Source organism: Virgibacillus necropolis, assembly GCF_044793635.1.
Lineage (GTDB): Bacteria > Bacillota > Bacilli > Bacillales > Amphibacillaceae > Virgibacillus_F > Virgibacillus_F necropolis_A.
In genome coordinates this window covers 3,817,389-3,837,240 of the sequence record NZ_CP084992.1, presented here as the reverse complement: position 1 = coordinate 3,837,240, position 19,852 = coordinate 3,817,389, and the positions used below count along the sequence as shown (strand labels likewise).

Here is a 19,852-nt window from a genome sequence, read left to right as displayed (position 1 = left end):
ATTATCAGATTCGTACTATTCGTTTTCTTTTTTAGGAAGAAATGTGATCAATACTAACGTAATAATGGCCAGAATCAACAACCCAGTATAAACGTAATGTAATCCAGATGTTAATCCATCCTGCAACACGCTTTTCACCTGTTCCGACAGCCCTTCCTGTTTCGGTGTTAAAAGTTGATTAGCTGTATCCACTGATACCTTATTTTCCAGTCCTTCACTTAAAATATATGCTTTTATTTGACTATTTAATAATCCACCAAGCAATGCAGCTCCTATTGCACTACCCAATGACCGCATAAACATATTAGCTGCAGTGGCAATTCCTCTTCTTTCCCAGCTTACTGTACTTTGGATGGCCACTATAAAAGATGTGCTGGTCAGTCCCATTCCGACACCTATAAAGAAAGAACCAGTTCCAGCCCATATAGGACCCATGTCAGGGCTTAACATAAAAAAGAAGATTCCGCCTATTATTAAGGAAATCCCCCCTATTAAGGATGTCGCTCGGTATCCAATGACCAAAAGCAGTCTACCAGCAATGGTAGATGCAATTGGCCAACCAATCGACATTGTGGTCAGCGTGAATCCTGCCACTGTGGCAGATTGATCCATTACTCCCTGAACAAATGCAGGTAAATAACTGGATACCCCAATAAGTATCATCCCTGTTGTTAGGGTAGTGATATTCGCTATACTGATTAATTTGTACTTCCAGAGATCAAAGGGCATCATTGGTTCTTTGGCATTTTTTTCATGAAAGATAAATAAAATTAATCCTCCTAAAGTGAGGAAGATTAAACAAATCATAAGTGGCGAGCTCCACGGTATCGCTAATCCCCCTTCAACCAAAATAACCATTAAGGAACTAATAGCAACCATGATCAAAATTGACCCACCATAATCAATCGATCTTTCTTTTTTCTCAATATCTTCATGTAAGAAAATAATAATTCCAAGCATAGCTAAAAGCCCAAGGGGGATATTCATCCAAAACACATATCTCCAGCTTAATAAATCGACAAACATACCACCCAAAAGCGGTCCTGTTACAGCAGATATCCCCCACACACTTGATAAATAGCCTTGAATTTTGGCTCTTTGTCTTTTGTCATAAATATCGCCAACGATCGTAGTCGCTATTGGCATTACTGCCCCAGCACCTAGTCCCTGAATGAACCGCGATATGATTAACATGAGCATTGATGTACTTAGCCCACAACATATGGAGCCAATTAAAAATATAGTGACACCAACTACAAATATTGGTTTTCTTCCAAAAATATCAGAAAGCTTTCCGAAGATCAAAACTGTAGCTGCATTCGTTAACGAATAGGCCGAGAATACCCAACTGTATGACGAAAATCCACCTAAGTCTGCAACAATACTGGGAATCGCCGTTGCAACAAGCATTACTGACGCCAAAATAAATGGCCGCTTTAATTCCTTCTTTTTATGTATCATTGTATTCATTCTCTATCACAGCTTCTCCAATAATTAAAATACCCTTGTCATGAATGCGATGGCAAGGGGTATGATCAATCATTTTTCAGTTAGTTGTCTTTTTGTATAAATATCTCGGCTTACTTGTTTTAAAATAGCACGTCTAGTTAATATTCCATCAAAATAACCTTCCGCATCTGATACACAAACGAACGGAGAATCGATGACTGCTTTTAACGCATCTAAAAATGTGTCGTTCTTGCTTAAACATGGAATATCAGTATACATTACTTCTTCTACACGCATTGACGAAAGCTTTTCAAATTCAAACCGTTCCAGTCCTAAAATTTGATTCAATATGACTGTTTTACCAATCGTCCCTACCAATTTGTACGATGGATCTAGGACAGGCACCGCAGAATACCCGGATTTCACTAAAACGAGTAATGCATGTTCAAGTGGATTATTTAATTGTACATGTGCTACTTTTTCAGAAGAAATCAGTAAATCTTCGACAGTTATGTCTGTTAATTGTTTATCTTTCAATGTGCTCATAAAATACGCTCCTTTTACTAGTTAAAATGTTGGAGGAATCGAGCCCTCACAAAAGGAGTAAATAATAGTTATCTACATACCCAGTTTACCATAGTTAGATGTCAAGAAACATTTAAAAGGATATATTTATATTGAGTTTCTGACTATTATTGATTTAATATAAACATATGCTCATGGTTCTTAATACAATATACTCAAATTAAAGTATAAATGGAACGAGGTCTTCACATGAAAATACACACATTTACAAAAAAAGAAGAACTTTCACACGCTATAACCCATGGGATTGGCGCACTGTTAAGTGTTGTTGCTCTTGTTCTGCTAATCGTTTATTCAACACTTAACGGGGATCCGTTGCAAATCGTGTCAGTTACAGTATTTGGTTCAAGTATGCTTTTCATGTATGTTTGCTCTACAATTGTCCACAGTCTTCCAGAAGGTAAATGGAAAAATATCTTTCAAATTTTTGACCATTCATCCATCTATCTATTTATTGCTGGCACTTATACGCCGTTATTACTGGTTGTTCTTCGTGGTGAAATCGGCTGGTTGTTATTTGGCATTGTCTGGGGAATTGCTTTAGTTGGTGTGATATTTAAACTATTTTTCGTGGAAAAGTTCGTCGTGATGTCTACACTAATGTATATCTTAATGGGATGGATCATCGTTTTTGCCTGGGGCCCATTAACAAATGCATTTGACGAAAACGGTTTGTTACTATTAATAATTGGTGGGGTATTTTACACCTTAGGAGCAATTTTCTATGTATGGCGAGGCTTTCCATATCATCATGCAGTCTGGCACCTATTTGTATTAGCCGGATCTACCTTTCACTTTCTCTCAATTTTTTATTACGTTATATAGACAGAAAAGCGAAGGCGACTGTTCAGCGACGTACAAATAGATAGGCATGTGAAAGTACGTTGAACTGTACGTACATTCATCATGACTACCTATTTGCTAGTCGCTAGGAGCCGTAGCTAGACAAGAAAAGCGAAGGCGACTGTTCGCGGCGTACAAATAGATAGGCATGTGAAAGTACGTTGAACTGTACGTACATTCATCATGACTACCTATTTGCTAGTCGCTAGGAGCCGTAGCTAGACAAGAAAAGCGAAGGCGACTGTTCAGCGGCGTACAAATAGATAGGCATGTGAAAGTACGTTGAACTGTACGTACATTCATCATGACTACCTATTTGCTAGTCGCTAGGAGCCGTAGCTAGACAGAAAAGCGAAGGCGACTGTTCCGGGTGACACACATAGGAAAGAGTCACTAAACAGTCGTCTTCGCTTTTCTCATTAAAAAGGAAATTTATTTAGCCATTGACCTCCATCCATTGTAACAACTTCCCCATTTATGTATCCAGCCTTATCTGATAATAAAAAGTATGCAAGCTCAGCAATCTCTTCTGGTGTCCCTAAACGTTTTAATGGAACAGAATTAATCGTACGTTGTGCTGCTTTCTCTGATTCAAATAATTTGTCTGCCCCGCCTGTTCGTTCAATAGGTCCAGGTGCAATTGCATTCACACGAATTCCGTATTGTGTACCCCATTCAACTGCAAGCGTGCGCGTCATATTAAGAACTCCTGCTTTAGCTGCAGAAGAATGAATTATTCCTGCACCAGCATTCCACGCATAGGTCGCAACCATATTTAGAATGCTCCCTTGTTTGCCATTGTCTATCCAATACTTCCCTACCTCTTTGCTACAATAAAAAGTTCCATTTAACACGATATCGATAACAGACTTCCACCCGTTATGGGATAGATCCTCCGCTTTACAAATAAAATTACCAGCTGCATTATTCACTAAATGATCAATCGTTCCGAATGCTTCTACCGTTTTCGTTACCATACGTTCAACATCTTCCGGTTTTCGAACATCCATCGGCACAACTAAAATATTTCCCGTACCATGTTTCATTAGTTCGTCTTTCGTTTCCTCAAGTCTCTCCTCATTTCTACCTGTTAGGACTACATTTGCTTCCTCTTTCACAAACTTCTCCGCCATAAACTTCCCCATGCCACTAGAACTACCTGTCACTATAACTGTTTGATTCTTCATAAAATCCTCCCCCTTTAAAAATGAATAAGTATTCACTTTTTTAAGCATATGCTTTTATGACCAAAAAGTAAACAGATAATTTCAACAAATTCTACCTATTTCATTACGAATTTTTAACATCTAATGATACGTCATGTTGAACGGAATAATCCATGATATAATGCTAGTATCAGTTTTAGAGAGGTTTGACCATATGAATAGAAGATCATTTTTAAAAAAATCATTTGGTAGTCTTTTAGCGTTTCTAGGTTTAAGCGGTGGAACTTATTATTATGCCCGCGAAATTGAACCTAGTTTATTAGATATTAATGAAGAATTTATTTCTTCCGCTAAAATAACATCCGAATTTAATAATTTTAAAATCGTTCAGTTTTCTGATACACATATAGGTTTTCATTATTCCCTTGAGCAATTTGAAAAATTAGTAGAAACCATTAATAGTCAAAAACCTGATATGATTGTGTTTACAGGTGATTTAGTTGATGCTCCTAATGACTATAATTGGAACACCACACTAATCCGTATTTTAGGGTCACTAAAAGCAAAGTACGGTAAATACTGGATATATGGAAACCATGACCATGGAGGTTATGGAACAAATATAGTGAAAAATGTAATGGATCAATCTGGCTTTACTCTACTTCAAAACCATCATGTTAACATCAAAAAAGGACAAGAGACCTTTGTTTTAGCTGGAATTGATGATGTAATGCTTGGTGATCCAAATCTAGAAAAAACATTACAACAAACAAATCCTTCCCTTTTCACTATATTACTTGCTCATGAGCCTGATTTCGCAGATAAAACTGCAAAATCTCACGTGGATGTGCAGTTATCTGGTCATAGTCACGGTGGACAGGTTCGTTTACCTATTATTGGCCATTTATATACGCCGTTATATGCCGAAAAATATGTTAAAGGTAAATATCAATTGGATCAATTAAGCCTATATGTAACAAAAGGAATAGGCACTACTAGATTGCCATATCGGTTTCTTTGTAAACCAGAAATATATGTGTATACGTTAAAACAAAGTTAGGCAAAATTCCATGTGTAACACTTTATCCATAGTTTTTTAAGTAGAAAAGTGCTAAGCTAGAAGCGATTTAGTTAATATGGAGGTCACACAAACATGTCAAATAAGGTTAAAATAGCTTTTCCATTATTAGTACTAGTTCTTATACTTACAGCCTGTGGTGAAAAATATGAAGGCGACTTTTCTTATAAAGTACAGGATTTCTCGTTCTCAAATCAAGACGGTGAAACAGTAACGAAAAATGATCTTGAAGGAAACTTCTGGGTAACCAATTTTATGTTTACAAGTTGTGAAACAGTATGTCCAGCAATGACAGCAAATATGGCTAGACTTCAGGAAAAACTAAAAGAAGCCGGACTTGATGACGTGCAGCTGGTTTCATTTAGTGTCGACCCTGAAAATGATACGAAAGCGAAACTAAAAAAATTCGCTAAAGAACGTGGGGCATCTTTTGAAAACTGGCATTTACTAACGGGTTATGACTTTCAAACAATTAAAGAACTATCGATTAAGTCTTTTAAGTCGGCATTAGAAAAAGTGCCTGACTCTGATCAATTTATGCATGGTACTAGCTTTTTCCTTGTATCACCTGAAGGGAACGCTATTAAACGCTATAGAGGAACACAGGCAGCAGAAATGGATAAAATCGTAGAAGATATTAAGGAAATGCAGTAATACGCGGAAGAAGCTGGTTTTTATGGCCAGCTTCTTTTTCTTTTCCGTCACTTATTGTAAATGGACAAGCTTTGCGATAATATAGAATTGACATAATAATTCACCTGAAAGGAGGACAAACAATGAATCAAGCAAAATCGACTTCTACAGCTGAGCTCGCAAGGGCATTGTATACTATTAACAGACATGCAAAAACCGCTCCAGAACCAAAACATTTATATTTTATTAAAAAAGAAACTATTAAAAAGTTATTATCGGAAGATCGAGCAAAAAAGATTGGACTTCACTTTTCCGACCATCCGAGATTCAGTAACCAGCATTCTACATTACTCGTAAAAGTTGAGGACTACTATTTTCATATACCTCCAGAGAAAAATGACTTCAATCAACTTGAGCACCTAGGAACATTGGATCAATCATATCGAAATCCTCAAACAAAAATGTCACTATCACAGGCAAAAAAAGTAGTTTATCGTTATATTAACTATACACCTAAGCCCGACAGAAAACCTAAAAACAGGAAATATACTTCTTCCTACTATACCCCTTCATCCTTAGGGAAAATGGAATGGCCACCAACAAAACCTTATCGAAAATTTGAGACATAAACCGTAAACTTAATGTTTTACGGTTTTTTTATATGTAAAGAAAGCATAAACATCTTGGGGAAACATCAGTATAGTGAGTATAACTAAGGCTTTCGCCATTAAAAGCTTGGCGATAAGCCAAGTTTTCTAATGTTTTATACTTTTCCATGAGAGGTAATAGTCTACTAAAGGAGGCTTCACTATGATTGAATTAAAGGATTTCGTGTATGAATTACATCGTTATGCAGACCAGACACACATTTTAAAAGATAAATATGAAAAACTTTCAAACGAAGAAAAAATAATGATTTTAAAAACAGCTCCAGTCAATCAACCTACACCTGAGGAACATTATGAATTGGTATTTCGTTGGTTAGAAAAGGTACAATCTGAGTTCGGTGTCACCGAAAAAGAAGAAAGATAATACTTTAATACCCTGTCACTAAAGAATGACAGGGTATTTTTACACGTTTTTTGTGAATACGCTTTGAATTATAAAATTTACTAGTCTTACAATAACAAGAACACCACCAAACACCGCTATACATAGTAACGTCATTTTTATCAAATAAACATAATCTGATTGAAAGAAAATGTACCCTATCGAAATAGTACAAGTTAAAATGATTAAGCTACACATGAGGTAACTCAATACACGGTCCTGCTTCAACGTCACAAACCAATGAATAATTGGTTTTATAGACAGGTAACAAATCAGTGTTCCAGCTACAATCAATCCCATCAATCCATATGGGCCGATTTCCACCAAGGATAGCAACTTTATTGTTTGATCCATATTTCCTTCCCCGCCCTTTCACTTGTCATTATTATCGCCACATTTAATTACCCCTAATCTTTCAAGTGAATGAATACTGACAATTTGATATAATTAATGAAATTGTGAAAATGTTTGTATTGAAGGAGGAATGTAATCTTGAATAGTGCCTTTCTATTCATCATGCTGGGTGCCGCTCTTTGGGGTACAATTGGGTGGTATGTAAAAAATTTATATAGCTTTGGTTTCACTCCAATGGAAGTTGTTACCTTGCGTGTCTCGACAACAGCAATTATTTTACTTTTTTATATGATGGTCAAATCACCTAAGAAGTTAATACTACACTCTATTAAAGACATCAAATATTTCATAGGCACGGGTATTATTAGTATAATATTTTTTAATTATTGCTTGTTTACTGCAATCGAATTATCAACAATACCGTTTGCTACCGCATTATTATATACAGCACCAGCATTTGTAACGATTCTTTCCCTTTTATTATTTAAAGAAAGCTTAACCAAAATTAAGTTAGCTGCACTATTAATCACACTTTTAGGGACCTGTCTTATCGTAGGCCTTATTCCACTGAATTTGGAAACCTTGCAGCTAAGTAGCATTCTTTTTGGACTAGGATCTGGAATAGGGTATGCGCTTTACAGTATCTTTAGTAAATATGCTTTGAAAAAATATACCAGTCTAAGTATTACCACCTACACCTTTATCGTAGCCAGTATCACCTTATTACCGTTTTTCCCATTCGACACAAAAATCCATTTGCTAATGGATCAGACCGTTTTATTTTATGCTTTTGGGTTAGGACTTTTGCCTACAGCACTCGCATATATTGTATATACATATGGCTTAAACCAAACAGAAGCTTCAAAAGCATCCATCCTTACAACTATTGAACCAGTAGTAGCAACCATCATCGGGATTTTTGTTTTCCATGAGGCTTTTTCCTACATACAGATGATTGGAATGGCATGTATTATTGGTGCCGTTATTTTAATTCAATTGTATGCAACACCAAAAAAGCTGGGCATTAGAAAACCTCGCCATTCGCCTCGTATTTAATAGCGAATGCCGAAGCTTTTCTTATACCGGCATTTCCTTAAAACATTTATACTTTTCTTAAGTGCAAAAAGTGGAGTGATATAGTTTCTATCACTCCACTCTTACCGCACAAAACTAGACAATGCATCACTTTAATCATAAAAAGAAAATCGTCTTGGTTTTTTTTGTTCTTTTTTGGTCTGTTTATTCTCTATACGCATTTCAATTTGCGATAATTTTTTCTCATCTGTTAGCAATTCCTGTTTGTATTGATTTACAAGGTCTTCGAAGTTCCGAGTCTTTGGACGCATAGCCTCACTCCTTTTGTTGTATTAGTTATATTATACCCTATTTTTATAAGTTTAATCAAAATTGTTTGAACATTTTGTGAAGAAGTAATCTTTGATATATTTGGATCCTAATATTATTTATCTCTATCATTTAGACTTTTCATATTTCCCTAAAAGAAGTGTCGCTGTTGAATTAGGTTTTGTGATAATTAAGAAAGGAAGATTATACTGGTATTATATGTGGAAGAAAATATCGGTTATCAATTCATGTACCTTGGATATTATAACATTCTGAGGTGAAGTTTCCTTTATTTTCGGGCGGCAGAATGAGGAAAAGGGACTACCCATGATTAATTATAGCATCAGGATATATCCCAGATATAAAATTTGCTATACTCTATTAACAGGAATTTTTTATTTTTTATTTTCATTACGATAGACACTATCATACAGATTTAATAATTTATCAAGCTCTTGACTAATGATAATAGATTCCTGGCTTGTAAAACCTTTTTTAAAGGCAACCTTTGTCATCTCGTTACGCAAAAATTCAATTCTTTCTAATACATTGTCTATTGTACTCATCTCTATTAAATGGTTACCTCCTCTTAGACCATAGCTGATACCACTTTAGCACGTAGGTTGATGTTTGCCAAGTTATGTGTTAAGTATTTGTAAAATTTTTCTTATATTTAATGCAAAAGACTATAATATTTCTCCAGAAAATGATAACTTAGTGAATAGGTAGGTGTTTAATGTGTTTTTTAAAAGAAATGAACCATTTCGATTTACATTTGATCAACCAATTACCGGAAAGCTGTATGATACAACTAATGATGGTCATTTAGCAATAAATGTTTCCATTTTAGATGTTAGCAAGAATGGTGCAAAGGTTTATTGTAAGGATAATATCCAACTGAAAAGTGGGAAACAAATCAAACTCTCGTATAGTATTGACGATACGTCATTTGACGCAATAGGTACAATAACCTGGACGAAGCCATCGAAGACATCTTATGAAATGGGAATACATTTAAATACAGATGATGCATATCACTCTACTATGATTCAGTCCCTTAAAAAACTAAAGAGAATGAATTCATAACTTTTTTATTTTTGAGTACTACTACGAATTACGTTACGATTTATCTTAAGGGATTCATGTATGGAAAGGATGTCGAATGTGGTCAAGCATAAAAAGAAAAATGAATGGTTAGAGTGGGGAAAAGCAATTTTTATAGCAATATTATTAGCATTTTTTCTACGTTCATTTGTGTTCGCAACCTCAATCGTTGAAGGTGAGAGCATGGTTCCTACTCTAGAAGATGGAGAAAGAGTAATTTTTAATAAACTAATATACCTAGTTGATGAACCAGAACGTGGCGATGTCGTAATAATCAAGCGCCCAATTAAAAATTATGTGAAACGAGTTATCGGTTTACCTGGAGAAACAGTGAAATTCCGAGACCACCAACTATATATTAATGGAGAGCAATATGAACAAACATTTATAAATAAGGAAGCATTAAATCACACAGGAAATTTTGGTCCGATAGAGGTACCTGAAAACAAGTATTTTGTTATGGGAGATAACCGAGCAATCAGTAAAGACAGTCGAAATGGATTAGGTTTTATCAAGGCAGATGATATCGTGGGAAGATCAGAATTCGTCATCTATCCATTTGATGAGTGGTCAAATATTAAATAAATAGCAGGGTCAGACTTAATAATACGGTCTGGCCCTTTTATTACGTCCAGTTCATACGTTGCTGAACAGTCACTTTCACTTTGTAGTTTACTTTTCATTATCTAAAACACAGTACCCAATATTTAAAGCAAGAATCGCAAAACAAATAACACCTAATACAATATCCATTGTAGTTGTGCACCTCCTAAATATGAATTATGTAAGATAAAAGTACAATTATATTATGTGCAATATCAAAAAACCAATGCCTCCCCACTATCATACCAATTTCCCAACCCTAAATAAAGCAAAAATATGTTAAAATGAAAAAGAAAAGCGTAGGCGACTGGTCAGCGACGTACAGAAAACGACGTGAGAATACATTGAACTATAGTGCTTTTATAGACAAGTCCCTAGGAGTATTTGCGCAACAGTTGATATACCCCCTTCCATCGCAAATTACTTCTCCGAAAATTCTCATAATCAACACCAAGATGAAAGAGGTGACAGTTTTGTTTCACTGTCCTTATTGTGGTACAAAAGTAAAGGATAACGAATCCTATTGTATAAAATGTGGGAAACATCTTCCTGAAGATATGCATAATCGATTAATCGTTTCAAAGGGATTTAATAAATTTTGGTATCTACCTGTAGCAATTATATTCTTGTTGGGTTTATCCATCGGTGGTTTTTATTTATTTTTAGAAAACCAAACAGCACAGGCTAAGGACTATTATTCAGATGGTGAGAAAAGTGCCCAAGAAGGTAACTATAAGGAAGCAAAAGACTTTTTTGAAAAAGCATTGGACCAAAAAGAAAATTTCCCTCAAGCCTTAAATGCAATTGAATTTATGGATATCGCCATTAGAATTCAAACAAAACTTGATAATGCGGCAAAACATCTAGCTAAGCAAGAATATCAAGAGGCTCTGAGTAAAATAGTTGAAACGGAATCATCATTAAAAAATTATAATGGCTCAGTTGTAAAAAAGTTGGTTAATGAAATAGTATTGACGCGAAATACCATTAAAATTGATCAACTAAAAAGTCAATTACAAGATGAACCTTCAATAGCTGAATTAAAAATTTTACTATGGGAAGCTGATTCGATTAAAAATAGTGAGGCTGAAAAAATAACCACCAACATACGAAACCAAATTATTGACTATACCTATTCGAAAGCAAGTGAACAACTTAATAAACGCCACTTTTCAGATGCACAAACACTTGTAAATGATGGGTTAATCTATGCACCAGAATCTGAAAAACTAGAAAGCTTGCAAACTGCAATAGAAAATGAAAGAGTTGCATTCGAAACGGCACAACAACGGCGAATTGAATCAGCTATCAGCACCGCTGAACAAGAACGAAAACAAAACAAAAATGATGCTATAGAACTTGTAAATGTTGAAATACAAAATAATAACCAAGGGAAACTTGTTGTAAAAGGTAAAGTGAAAAGTGTTGCAACCATACCGATTAACACCATTTTAGTGGAGTATGATCTACTAACCAAAGAAGGCGAAAAATTTAAATCAAATGAGGTTTATGTATTTCCGGATACACTATATCCAAATGAGGTTGGTGAATTTGAATTCACTCACTTTGATATAAGCGATAAAGCAAATGAAATAAAAGTGAAAGTAACTAAAACCAAGTGGTATACAGATAAATAATGGGGGTGAACTTCGTTGGAAAAATACCAATATATACCAACTGCTATCACGGTTCTAATCATTATAATTGGCGCTCTTAGTATTTTTGCAATCTATAACCAATGGAATGCGAATGAAATATCCGTAAGTAATTCTGGTATAAATAAAATTAGTAATTCACCTCAAACGTTAAACCTTAAATCAATTATTCATAAAGCTGAAAAAAATGTTATGCAAATTGAGGGTAAAAACGAAGGTACAACAATTACTGGTTCGGGTTTTCTATACAATGAAAAGGGAGATATTATTACAAATGCACATGTTGTAAAAAATGCTGATATCATTCATGTTCGAACATCGAACGGACGTGTTTATCCTGCTGCAATTGTAGGTATTAGTGAGGAAACAGATATCGCGGTAATTCGAGTTCCGCAATTGGCTAACCAATCCCCTATTTCGATTGAAAAAGAAATCAAAGCTGATATAGGTGACGAGGTAATTGCACTTGGAAGTCCACACGGTTTTCAAAATACCGTTACGCTTGGCATAATTTCAGGAACTGAACGAAACTTTTCTGTGGATGGTTATGATTACAATAATGTATATCAGATATCCGCTCAAATCACTCATGGTAACAGCGGTGGACCACTTATAGATCGAGCGACTGGTAAAGTTATTGGCATAAACTCAGTTGGAACAAAGGATGGAACGATTGGTTTTAGCATCCCTCTTGCAAATGTAATTGAGCAGATAGAGCAGTGGTCTAATGAAACACAAACCAAAAGCTTAGACTTTTCAACATCTTCCCAAATCATCAACAATATTGATGAGAAGCAATACAAAAAGGATGCCGAGTATTTGATTAATTATTTTCTTGATAGTATTTTGATACGGGACTATATAAGTGCTTACACCATTTTAGGTAGTGAAATCCAGGGGAAAACATCCTATTCTAACTTTCGTGAACAATATACTCATTTTGTGAACTTAACCTATAATGATTTTACTACTGTTATAACGGATAATAATCATGTTGAGGCAACTGTAAAAGTAAATTATTCATTAAAACCACCTAACAAAGAGGAAATCACCAAGGAAACTGTTAAGTATAAATTTACGCTAGGTTTTGAAAATGATCAGTTAAAAATATTGGCAATAACAAAAGTCGAAAAATAACAAACGCTAAAGTGGAACTTTTTTTACTGTAGCAAAAACAACCTAGCCAAAAAAATGGCTAGGTTGTTTTTCTGTGATTATATCTCCATTGTTTTTTCTTATTTTTTTTATTACCAATCTAATGAAAACGTCCATACATTTGATTTAGTTTTACATATAGTATAACTGTAAACGTCTAGGAGGTGAAGTAGTATGTCATATGGATACGGTGGATGCGGCGGTTATGAAAACCAAGTCTACGGAACCAATAATTATGGAAATAATTTCGCGTTAATTGTTGTTCTTTTTATACTTCTAATCATTGTAGGTACAGCATTTTACTGCTAATTTGTTTCTATATATTTTTAACACAAGCCCTTATATTAGAAATCTCGGTATTCGCCTCGACCTTAAAAAGAATGCCGAAGTTTTTCTAATAAAGTATAAAGCAAAAACCAGCTCAATTTTACGAGATGGTTTTTGCTTATTTTTACTTATTGCACCTGAAAAAACTTCGTTAACCGCTCTGGTGGCAATGGTTTACTATAATAATAACCTTGTACCTCATCACATTTCTCACTCTCTAAAAACGTAAGCTGTTCTATTGTTTCCACGCCTTCTGCGATAACCTTCATGTTTAATGAATGGGACATATGAATAATCGACTTTACAATTGCCTGATTTTGCTTTTGGTTTTCGTCCATGAACGTTTTATCGATCTTTAACTTTGTAACAGGGAATATACTTAAATACTTTAATGATGAATATCCTGTACCAAAATCATCAATGGATACTAATACTCCTAATTTCCTTAGTCGCTTCAAGGTATCGATGATAAGGTCTTCATTGCTCATCGCCATGCTCTCCGTGATTTCAAGTTCCAGGTAACATGGATCTAATCCAGTTTGTGTTAGTATGTTTTCAATATTTTCTACTAATTCCTTTTGATGAAACTGCTTTGCAGATAAATTAACACTAACAATTACAGGTTCATATCCTTTGTCCTGCCAAGCTTTATTTTGTTTACATGCCTCTTTTAAAACCCATTCCCCAATACCAATAATCAGCCCTGTCTTCTCTGCAAGAGATATAAAATCATCTGGTGGAATATATCCAGTAATCGGATGGTTCCAGCGAAGCAATGCCTCTAACCCTACAATTTTCCCTGATCCAAGATTTTTTTGTGGCTGGTAATGCAGTTCAAAATGTCCAAGCGTTAATGCCTTTCTAAGTTCGCGTTCCATCGTTAACATATTTTTGAAATTTTCAGATATAGATGATTCAAATAAGTTATAATTATTTCGATGACGTTCTTTGATCACATACATCGCTGAATCTGCATGCTTAATTAAATCATTTGCTGATAAGCCGTTTTCCGGAAAAACACTTATACCAATACTGATTGAAATAAAGAGTTCATAACCATCAATTTTTATTGGCTTTTCAAATTCAGAAATTAATTCTTCAGCGAGTTTTACAGCATCATCTTTATTTTTCGTATGTTTTTGTAGGATTAAGAATTCATCTCCACTCATACGAGCAATAAATGTATCTGTATGTAAAAATGATTTTAGCTTTTCACCGCATGCCTTTAATAATTTATCACCAAAAGCATAACCTAAAGTGTCATTAATTTCTTTGAAGTAATCCAAATCAATAAAATAAACTGCAAGCATTTCATTGGCTTCCTTAGCATCAGAAATTGCTTCCTTCAGGATCTTCACGAAAAAGTTTCGATTCGGTAAATCTGTTAATTCATCATAAAAAGCCATGAATTCAATTCTTCGTTCATTTTCGATTTGTTCCGTAATGTCCTTAATTATTGCCACACGAATAATGTCTCCATAATTATTATAAGGTTGCTCAATCATTTCCAGATGAACTATTCTTCCGTCATTCTTAATGACCGTATATACTTTTGATTCTTCAGAACTTTTATATGTAACTTGATTTAATCCATAGCCATTATATTCTTGAACTAGTTCTGCCAGGCTCATTTTTATTATATCTTCTTTATCATAACCAAACATATTGGCGAAAGTTTGATCACAATCCAGAACTTTTTCCTCATTATACATTACCATGCCTTCTATACTGGCATGTGTCAGCTGATTAATGTATGTCTTGATCTCTTCCGTTTTATCTTGTATGGATAAGTCACTCATTATTAAGCAATACAAAGAATCGTCAACTCGAACAGACTTTACTTCAATTAACCTTCCATCATCTTTTTTTAATTCCATTAACAAATGTTTTTCTGCGTCACCCATTAATAAATCAAAGTCCATAAAACGAAAAATCGATAAATCATCTTTCACATTAATATTTAGTAATGAAAAAGCAGCGTTATTTCCTTTAACGATCTCTCCTTGATCATTAACAAATAGTATTGCATCTTTTAAATGTATAAAAACACCATCATGAATCGGAAATTCAATTTTTCCATTTGACATGCGATTCTCCTCCAAAGACTCTCGTATCGTTAACCAATAATCATTCTTTCTTTTGGATAATGAAACTTCCCGCTTGATTTATTATTTTTAAACATGAACAAGAATGTGATAATGCCTACTCGTCCAATGAACATTAAGATCATTAAGATGACTTTACTTACTGTAGAAAGTTCACTTGTAATTCCCAGCGAAAGGCCAACCGTACCAAATGCTGATGTTACCTCAAATAATATTTCTGACAATGAATATGGCTCCATAATCGATATGGCTAAAATGGAACTAAATACGAATGCAATTGCCATCAATGATACAGTAACCGCTTTTAGCAAATCCTCTTGGTGGACTTCTCGCTTAAATATACGAATACTCGCACCACCACGAGCATAAGTTATGATAAAAATTAACACCAATGCAAATGTGGTCGTACGTATCCCCCCACCAGCACTACTTGGTGAAGCCCCGATAAACATTAAGAATGACATAAATAAATGATTCTGTTCGGTTAATTGGGATACATCCATCGTTGCCAATCCGCCACTTCTTGTCGTAACTGACTGGAACAGGGAATAAAATAATACTTCATGCCAAGATTTATCCGCAAAAAAGTCCTTTGCATCCAACAGAGCAATGAAAATTGCCCCTACAAAAATTAAAGCGAAAAAAGTGAGTGAGGTCACTTTGGTAAACAATGAAAATCGTAAATTTTTACGAACCTCAGCATTAGCAAACATATATTCTTTAACTTCAATTAACACTGGAAACCCAATTGCTCCGAAAATAATCAAAAGCATGGTAATAAATTGGACAAAATAATCATCCTTAAACATAAGTAGGGAATTCCCAGTTATATCAAACCCACCATTTGTAGTGGCACTTATTGAGCTAAAAAAACCATTTAAATATGCCTCTCCAATAGTAGGAAAATATTGTATGTAATAAGTACCTAAAATAATAAAACCAATGAATTCAATGGTTAAAATTACAAGCATTATTTGTTTGATTAGACGAACCATGCCTGAAAATGAGGTCTGGTTTTGATCAGTCATAATTAATCGACGCTCTTTTAAACCAATTTTTTTACCAAGTATGATCCAAATAAAGGTACCCATAGCCATAATACCAACTGCACCAAATTGAAGGATAAATGCTAACAAAAAATATCCGAATGTATTAAAAGTTTCAGATATACTAATTGGTGTTAAACCTGTAACACTTATTGCACTTACAGCGACAAATAAAATGTCGATTAATGATGCGTCCACACCACCTTCATGTGCAATCGGCATTGCTAAAATACAAGTAGATACAAGCACAGCAACGCAGTAGAAAAATAAAATTAATTGCACTGGTGATAATTTATTCAACCATTTAAACTGAAATATATACAAAAACATAAAGTGGCTCCTTATACTTTCAACTATACTATCGGTTATTTTCCACAAAAACTTAAACCCATTATAGCAGGCATATAAAAGATTTGCTCGTATATTTGACAATTAATTTCACTATATGTCTTTTTATTAGCTTTCGGGCCAAAAAGAGGGTTAGTAGTCAATCTACTAACCCTCTTCAATCAATTCTTTAAATTTTTTATATAAAGATTCGCCCTGGTAGCCTTCTTCAATTAACTTCTTTAACATATCCTTAACAATATCTTTTCGTTGGTCAACGATTGTACCCATAAATATCACATTTATCCGATCTCCTATTTCGTTGATTGATAAAAGTGAAGTAATAAAGGTCGCAGGTGTATTTGACTCTTTTGTAATTTTCACTTGCAGCATGACAGTATCGTCTATTTCCTTTAAGTTATGAAAAACTTCAAAGTTATCCTTCTCCATAAAGGCTTCAATCACCCAACGGTTCTGTTCATCTTCCCTGTTGATAATTAGCCCATCAAGTAATGGAATTTCATGCTGAACAAAATCATCATCTTTATTTTCCACAATTTCTAAGGAGTGCAATTTAAATGTTTTCATTTATCCATTCACCTCCTAGGCATTTTTATGCCTATCCACCAATGTAGCTCATTTCAATTTTTTTTCGACTTGTGTCTTTCAGTTCTGCCCGTTCATCAGAGTAACGGTCTGTTCGTTTATTCCAAATAGAACTTAACTTATTTTCTAATCCCTCTTCTGATAGATTTGAGCGCAAGTCTTGCCTTAAATCGTATCCACCTGAAGCAAACAAACAGGTGTACAGTTTCCCATCCGCAGACAGTCTAATTCGTGTACAGGTACTACAAAACGAGTCCGTCACAGACGATATGACTCCAATTTCTCCTTCTCCGTCTTCATATTTGTATCTGGATGCCACTTCCCCATAATAATTTGAATCGGCAGGAACAATCGTCATTTCTTCTTTAATTATATCAATAATTTGTTTTTTTGAAATCACATTATTTAAATCCCAGTCATTATGATTCCCGACATCCATAAATTCAATATAGCGTAATATGATGTTGCGACCTTTAAAATACCGAGCCATAGGCAAAATTTGGTTATCGTTCATACCTTTTTTTACCACCATATTTATTTTCACTTGCAATCCGGCCGTCTGTGCCGCTTCAATCCCCTTTAATACAGGAAGTGTCACAACACCTTTTCCATTAATTTGAGTGAACACTTCATCCTCAATTGCATCTAAGCTTATATTAACCCGCTTTAAGCCGGCATCTTTAAGTTTTTGAGCTTTTCGCGGCAAAAATATACCGTTCGTGGTTAAGGCAATATCATTAATTCCAGGTATGTCTGTTAACCGCGCTATTAATTCGTCTAGGTTTTTACGTAATAAAGGTTCTCCACCTGTAATACGAATTTTTTCAACTCCAAGCTTTGCAAACTGTTCTGCAACGCGCGTGATTTCATCAAAGCTTAATAATTCGCTTTCAGGAAGAAACACATAATCATCGCCGAAAATCTCCTTTGGCATGCAGTATGTACACCTAAAATTACATTTATCGATTACCGATATTCGAAGATCCTTCAGCTGTCTCCCGAAATGATCTGTTATTGGCGTAATATTCTGTTCCAACCTCAATCAGCTCCTTTTAGAACGTGTCTTGACCTTGACTATCATCAAGCCATAATACATCTACTTGTGAACCTTTCGTATATCCTCTAGTTCCACCGGGTAGGACCATCAATCCATTTGCAAAAGCTAAAGATGTTACTACATTAGATTTATCTATACCTGCTAATCGAACTGAAACTTGTCCATTTTCAATAAAAATAGTTCCACGTACAAACCGGGTGAATGGATTTGGCTTCGGAAAATCGTCAACAAGGATTGCCTGCGTTCTTTTTAAGTAAGGTTTTTCATTGAATAAATAGCTTTGTAATATAGGTCGAACAAATAACTCAAACCCCACATAACAGGCAGATGGATTTCCAGATAAACCAAACAGAAGTTTACCCCCCACCGTTGCAACCGTCGTAACACTTCCAGGTCGCATCGCAACTTTGTTAAATAAAACCTTGGCATGTAATTTTTCATAGATTGCAGGCATCAAATCAAAATCGCCAACAGATACCCCACCAGTTGTAATTAGAAAATCCACACTTTCCAGTTTGTCTTTAATCGATTCAAAGCTTGATTCAAATTCGTCAACTAACTTCCCGAAATAAAGTGGTTCACCACCCGCGCGTTTGATTTGCGACATCACCATATATGCATTGGAGTTACGTATTTTACCTGGTTCAAGCTCATCGCCAACATCAAGTAGTTCAGTACCAGTTGCAAATATTCCAACGACAGGCTTTTTTACTACATGTACATGTTTATATCCAAACGTTGCTAAAAGTGCTTTGACACCGGGGTTGATAGTGGTTCCTTTAGCCACCAACTCAATTCCTTGCTCAATTTCGGATCCTTTCCGAATCACATTCTGATCAGGCTTCATTGTCCGTTTTATTGAGATATGTGCTTTACCGTTTCGTTCAAATTCCTTACAAATTTCAAACATTGCTACACAATCAGCGCCGTCTGGAATTTGTGCACCAGTCATAATACGTGTAGCCTGATTCTTTGTTAGTATTTTCTTAGGAACTTGCCCCGCTCCAACATGCTCAACAACTTCAAATTCTACAGAGTACTCGGTAGAGGCATGTTCAGTATCCCCTGAATAGAATGCAAATCCATCATAAGGTGATTTATCAAATGGTGGGACCGGATGTCCCGTGATAATAGGTTCCGCCAGCCTTCTCCCATCGCATGCTTCAATTGATAAAAACTCTGTTCCACCTGTTTTACTAAACTCCATCACTTTAGTTACTGCTTCACTTATTGGCATAGGTTTTCGCATTTCCACCATACTCCACAAAATCCTTTCCAACTTTATTTTACTATCACTCTTAGTCTATCAAATTTTTGAAATTAATAATATTTATCATACTCTTAAAAAGCCAGAAGGTTTCACTT

General features: G+C 35.0%; 22 protein-coding genes. 11 read left to right on the top strand and 11 right to left on the bottom strand.

Annotation, left to right across the window (positions count from 1 at the left end; all coding sequences use genetic code 11):
* Positions 1-15 precede the first annotated feature (15 nt).
* Positions 16-1,470, bottom strand: a complete 1,455-nt coding sequence (locus LG329_RS18995) for an MDR family MFS transporter (RefSeq protein ID WP_404452441.1) — start codon at positions 1,468-1,470, stop codon at positions 16-18.
* A 69-nt stretch (positions 1,471-1,539) separates the two neighbouring features.
* Positions 1,540-1,995 carry a cyclic-di-AMP-binding protein CbpB gene (gene cbpB / locus LG329_RS18990; protein ID WP_404452440.1) on the bottom strand — a complete coding sequence of 152 codons (456 nt, stop codon included), beginning with the start codon at positions 1,993-1,995 and terminating at the stop codon, positions 1,540-1,542.
* Positions 1,996-2,223: 228 nt separating this feature from the next.
* Here cbpB and LG329_RS18985 point away from each other — a divergent pair, with 228 nt between their 5' ends.
* Positions 2,224-2,859: a hemolysin III family protein gene (locus LG329_RS18985; RefSeq protein ID WP_404452439.1), complete on the top strand. Its 636-nt coding sequence runs from the start codon at positions 2,224-2,226 to the stop codon at positions 2,857-2,859.
* 437 nt (positions 2,860-3,296) lie between these two features.
* Here LG329_RS18985 and fadH read toward each other — a convergent pair whose 3' ends face one another.
* Positions 3,297-4,064, bottom strand: coding sequence for a 2,4-dienoyl-CoA reductase (gene fadH / locus LG329_RS18980; protein WP_404452438.1), 768 nt, complete (start codon positions 4,062-4,064; stop codon positions 3,297-3,299).
* A gap of 193 nt (positions 4,065-4,257) precedes the next feature.
* On the opposite strand from fadH, the gene LG329_RS18975 reads away from it, so the two are divergent.
* The 4 genes from LG329_RS18975 to LG329_RS18960 all read left to right on the top strand — a co-directional run bounded on the left by LG329_RS18975 (position 4,258) and on the right by LG329_RS18960 (position 6,786).
* Entirely contained in the window at positions 4,258-5,103 is an 846-nt protein-coding gene (locus LG329_RS18975; protein WP_404452437.1) for a metallophosphoesterase, read from the top strand.
* Positions 5,104-5,196: 93 nt separating this feature from the next.
* On the top strand, positions 5,197-5,775 hold the full coding sequence (locus tag LG329_RS18970) for an SCO family protein (RefSeq protein ID WP_404452436.1): 579 nt from the start codon (positions 5,197-5,199) through the stop codon (positions 5,773-5,775).
* 122 nt (positions 5,776-5,897) lie between these two features.
* Positions 5,898-6,383 (top strand): YkyB family protein, encoded by a 486-nt coding sequence (locus LG329_RS18965; RefSeq protein WP_404452435.1) that lies wholly within the window; start codon positions 5,898-5,900, stop codon positions 6,381-6,383.
* A gap of 181 nt (positions 6,384-6,564) precedes the next feature.
* Entirely contained in the window at positions 6,565-6,786 is a 222-nt protein-coding gene (locus LG329_RS18960) for a hypothetical protein (RefSeq protein WP_404452434.1), read from the top strand.
* A 39-nt stretch (positions 6,787-6,825) separates the two neighbouring features.
* Here the strand turns inward: LG329_RS18960 and LG329_RS18955 are convergent, their stop codons facing one another.
* Positions 6,826-7,158 (bottom strand): hypothetical protein, encoded by a 333-nt coding sequence (locus LG329_RS18955; protein ID WP_404452433.1) that lies wholly within the window; start codon positions 7,156-7,158, stop codon positions 6,826-6,828.
* Between the two features lie 138 nt (positions 7,159-7,296).
* Between LG329_RS18955 and LG329_RS18950 the strand changes: the two genes are divergently transcribed.
* Positions 7,297-8,214 (top strand): DMT family transporter, encoded by a 918-nt coding sequence (locus LG329_RS18950; protein WP_404452432.1) that lies wholly within the window; start codon positions 7,297-7,299, stop codon positions 8,212-8,214.
* A 131-nt stretch (positions 8,215-8,345) separates the two neighbouring features.
* On the opposite strand, the gene LG329_RS18945 is transcribed toward LG329_RS18950, so the two are convergent.
* On the bottom strand, positions 8,346-8,504 hold the full coding sequence (locus tag LG329_RS18945; protein ID WP_404452431.1) for an FbpB family small basic protein: 159 nt from the start codon (positions 8,502-8,504) through the stop codon (positions 8,346-8,348).
* A gap of 393 nt (positions 8,505-8,897) precedes the next feature.
* Positions 8,898-9,068, bottom strand: a complete 171-nt coding sequence (locus LG329_RS18940) for a Spo0E family sporulation regulatory protein-aspartic acid phosphatase (protein WP_404452430.1) — start codon at positions 9,066-9,068, stop codon at positions 8,898-8,900.
* 172 nt (positions 9,069-9,240) lie between these two features.
* Between LG329_RS18940 and LG329_RS18935 the strand changes: the two genes are divergently transcribed.
* The 5 genes from LG329_RS18935 to LG329_RS18915 all read left to right on the top strand — a co-directional run bounded on the left by LG329_RS18935 (position 9,241) and on the right by LG329_RS18915 (position 13,328).
* Positions 9,241-9,588, top strand: coding sequence for a PilZ domain-containing protein (locus tag LG329_RS18935; RefSeq protein WP_404452429.1), 348 nt, complete (start codon positions 9,241-9,243; stop codon positions 9,586-9,588).
* 60 nt (positions 9,589-9,648) lie between these two features.
* Complete coding sequence (gene lepB / locus LG329_RS18930) at positions 9,649-10,191, top strand: signal peptidase I (RefSeq protein ID WP_404452428.1); 543 nt, start codon at positions 9,649-9,651, stop codon at positions 10,189-10,191.
* A 482-nt stretch (positions 10,192-10,673) separates the two neighbouring features.
* Positions 10,674-11,846 carry a zinc-ribbon domain-containing protein gene (locus tag LG329_RS18925; RefSeq protein ID WP_404452427.1) on the top strand — a complete coding sequence of 391 codons (1,173 nt, stop codon included), beginning with the start codon at positions 10,674-10,676 and terminating at the stop codon, positions 11,844-11,846.
* A 15-nt stretch (positions 11,847-11,861) separates the two neighbouring features.
* A complete protein-coding gene (locus LG329_RS18920; RefSeq protein ID WP_404452426.1) occupies positions 11,862-13,001 on the top strand; it encodes a S1C family serine protease in 1,140 nt (379 codons plus the stop codon).
* 192 nt (positions 13,002-13,193) lie between these two features.
* Positions 13,194-13,328 carry a YjcZ family sporulation protein gene (locus tag LG329_RS18915; protein WP_404452424.1) on the top strand — a complete coding sequence of 45 codons (135 nt, stop codon included), beginning with the start codon at positions 13,194-13,196 and terminating at the stop codon, positions 13,326-13,328.
* A gap of 146 nt (positions 13,329-13,474) precedes the next feature.
* Here the strand turns inward: LG329_RS18915 and LG329_RS18910 are convergent, their stop codons facing one another.
* From LG329_RS18910 to glp, 5 genes are all read right to left on the bottom strand, one after another.
* Complete coding sequence (locus tag LG329_RS18910; protein WP_404452423.1) at positions 13,475-15,433, bottom strand: EAL domain-containing protein; 1,959 nt, start codon at positions 15,431-15,433, stop codon at positions 13,475-13,477.
* A gap of 29 nt (positions 15,434-15,462) precedes the next feature.
* Positions 15,463-16,827 (bottom strand): TrkH family potassium uptake protein, encoded by a 1,365-nt coding sequence (locus tag LG329_RS18905; protein ID WP_404452421.1) that lies wholly within the window; start codon positions 16,825-16,827, stop codon positions 15,463-15,465.
* A gap of 165 nt (positions 16,828-16,992) precedes the next feature.
* Positions 16,993-17,412: a YwpF family protein gene (locus LG329_RS18900; protein ID WP_404452420.1), complete on the bottom strand. Its 420-nt coding sequence runs from the start codon at positions 17,410-17,412 to the stop codon at positions 16,993-16,995.
* A 31-nt stretch (positions 17,413-17,443) separates the two neighbouring features.
* Positions 17,444-18,466 (bottom strand): GTP 3',8-cyclase MoaA, encoded by a 1,023-nt coding sequence (moaA, locus tag LG329_RS18895; protein WP_404452418.1) that lies wholly within the window; start codon positions 18,464-18,466, stop codon positions 17,444-17,446.
* Positions 18,467-18,482: 16 nt separating this feature from the next.
* Positions 18,483-19,745: a gephyrin-like molybdotransferase Glp gene (glp, locus tag LG329_RS18890; protein WP_404452416.1), complete on the bottom strand. Its 1,263-nt coding sequence runs from the start codon at positions 19,743-19,745 to the stop codon at positions 18,483-18,485.
* Between the last annotated feature and the right edge of the window lie 107 nt (positions 19,746-19,852).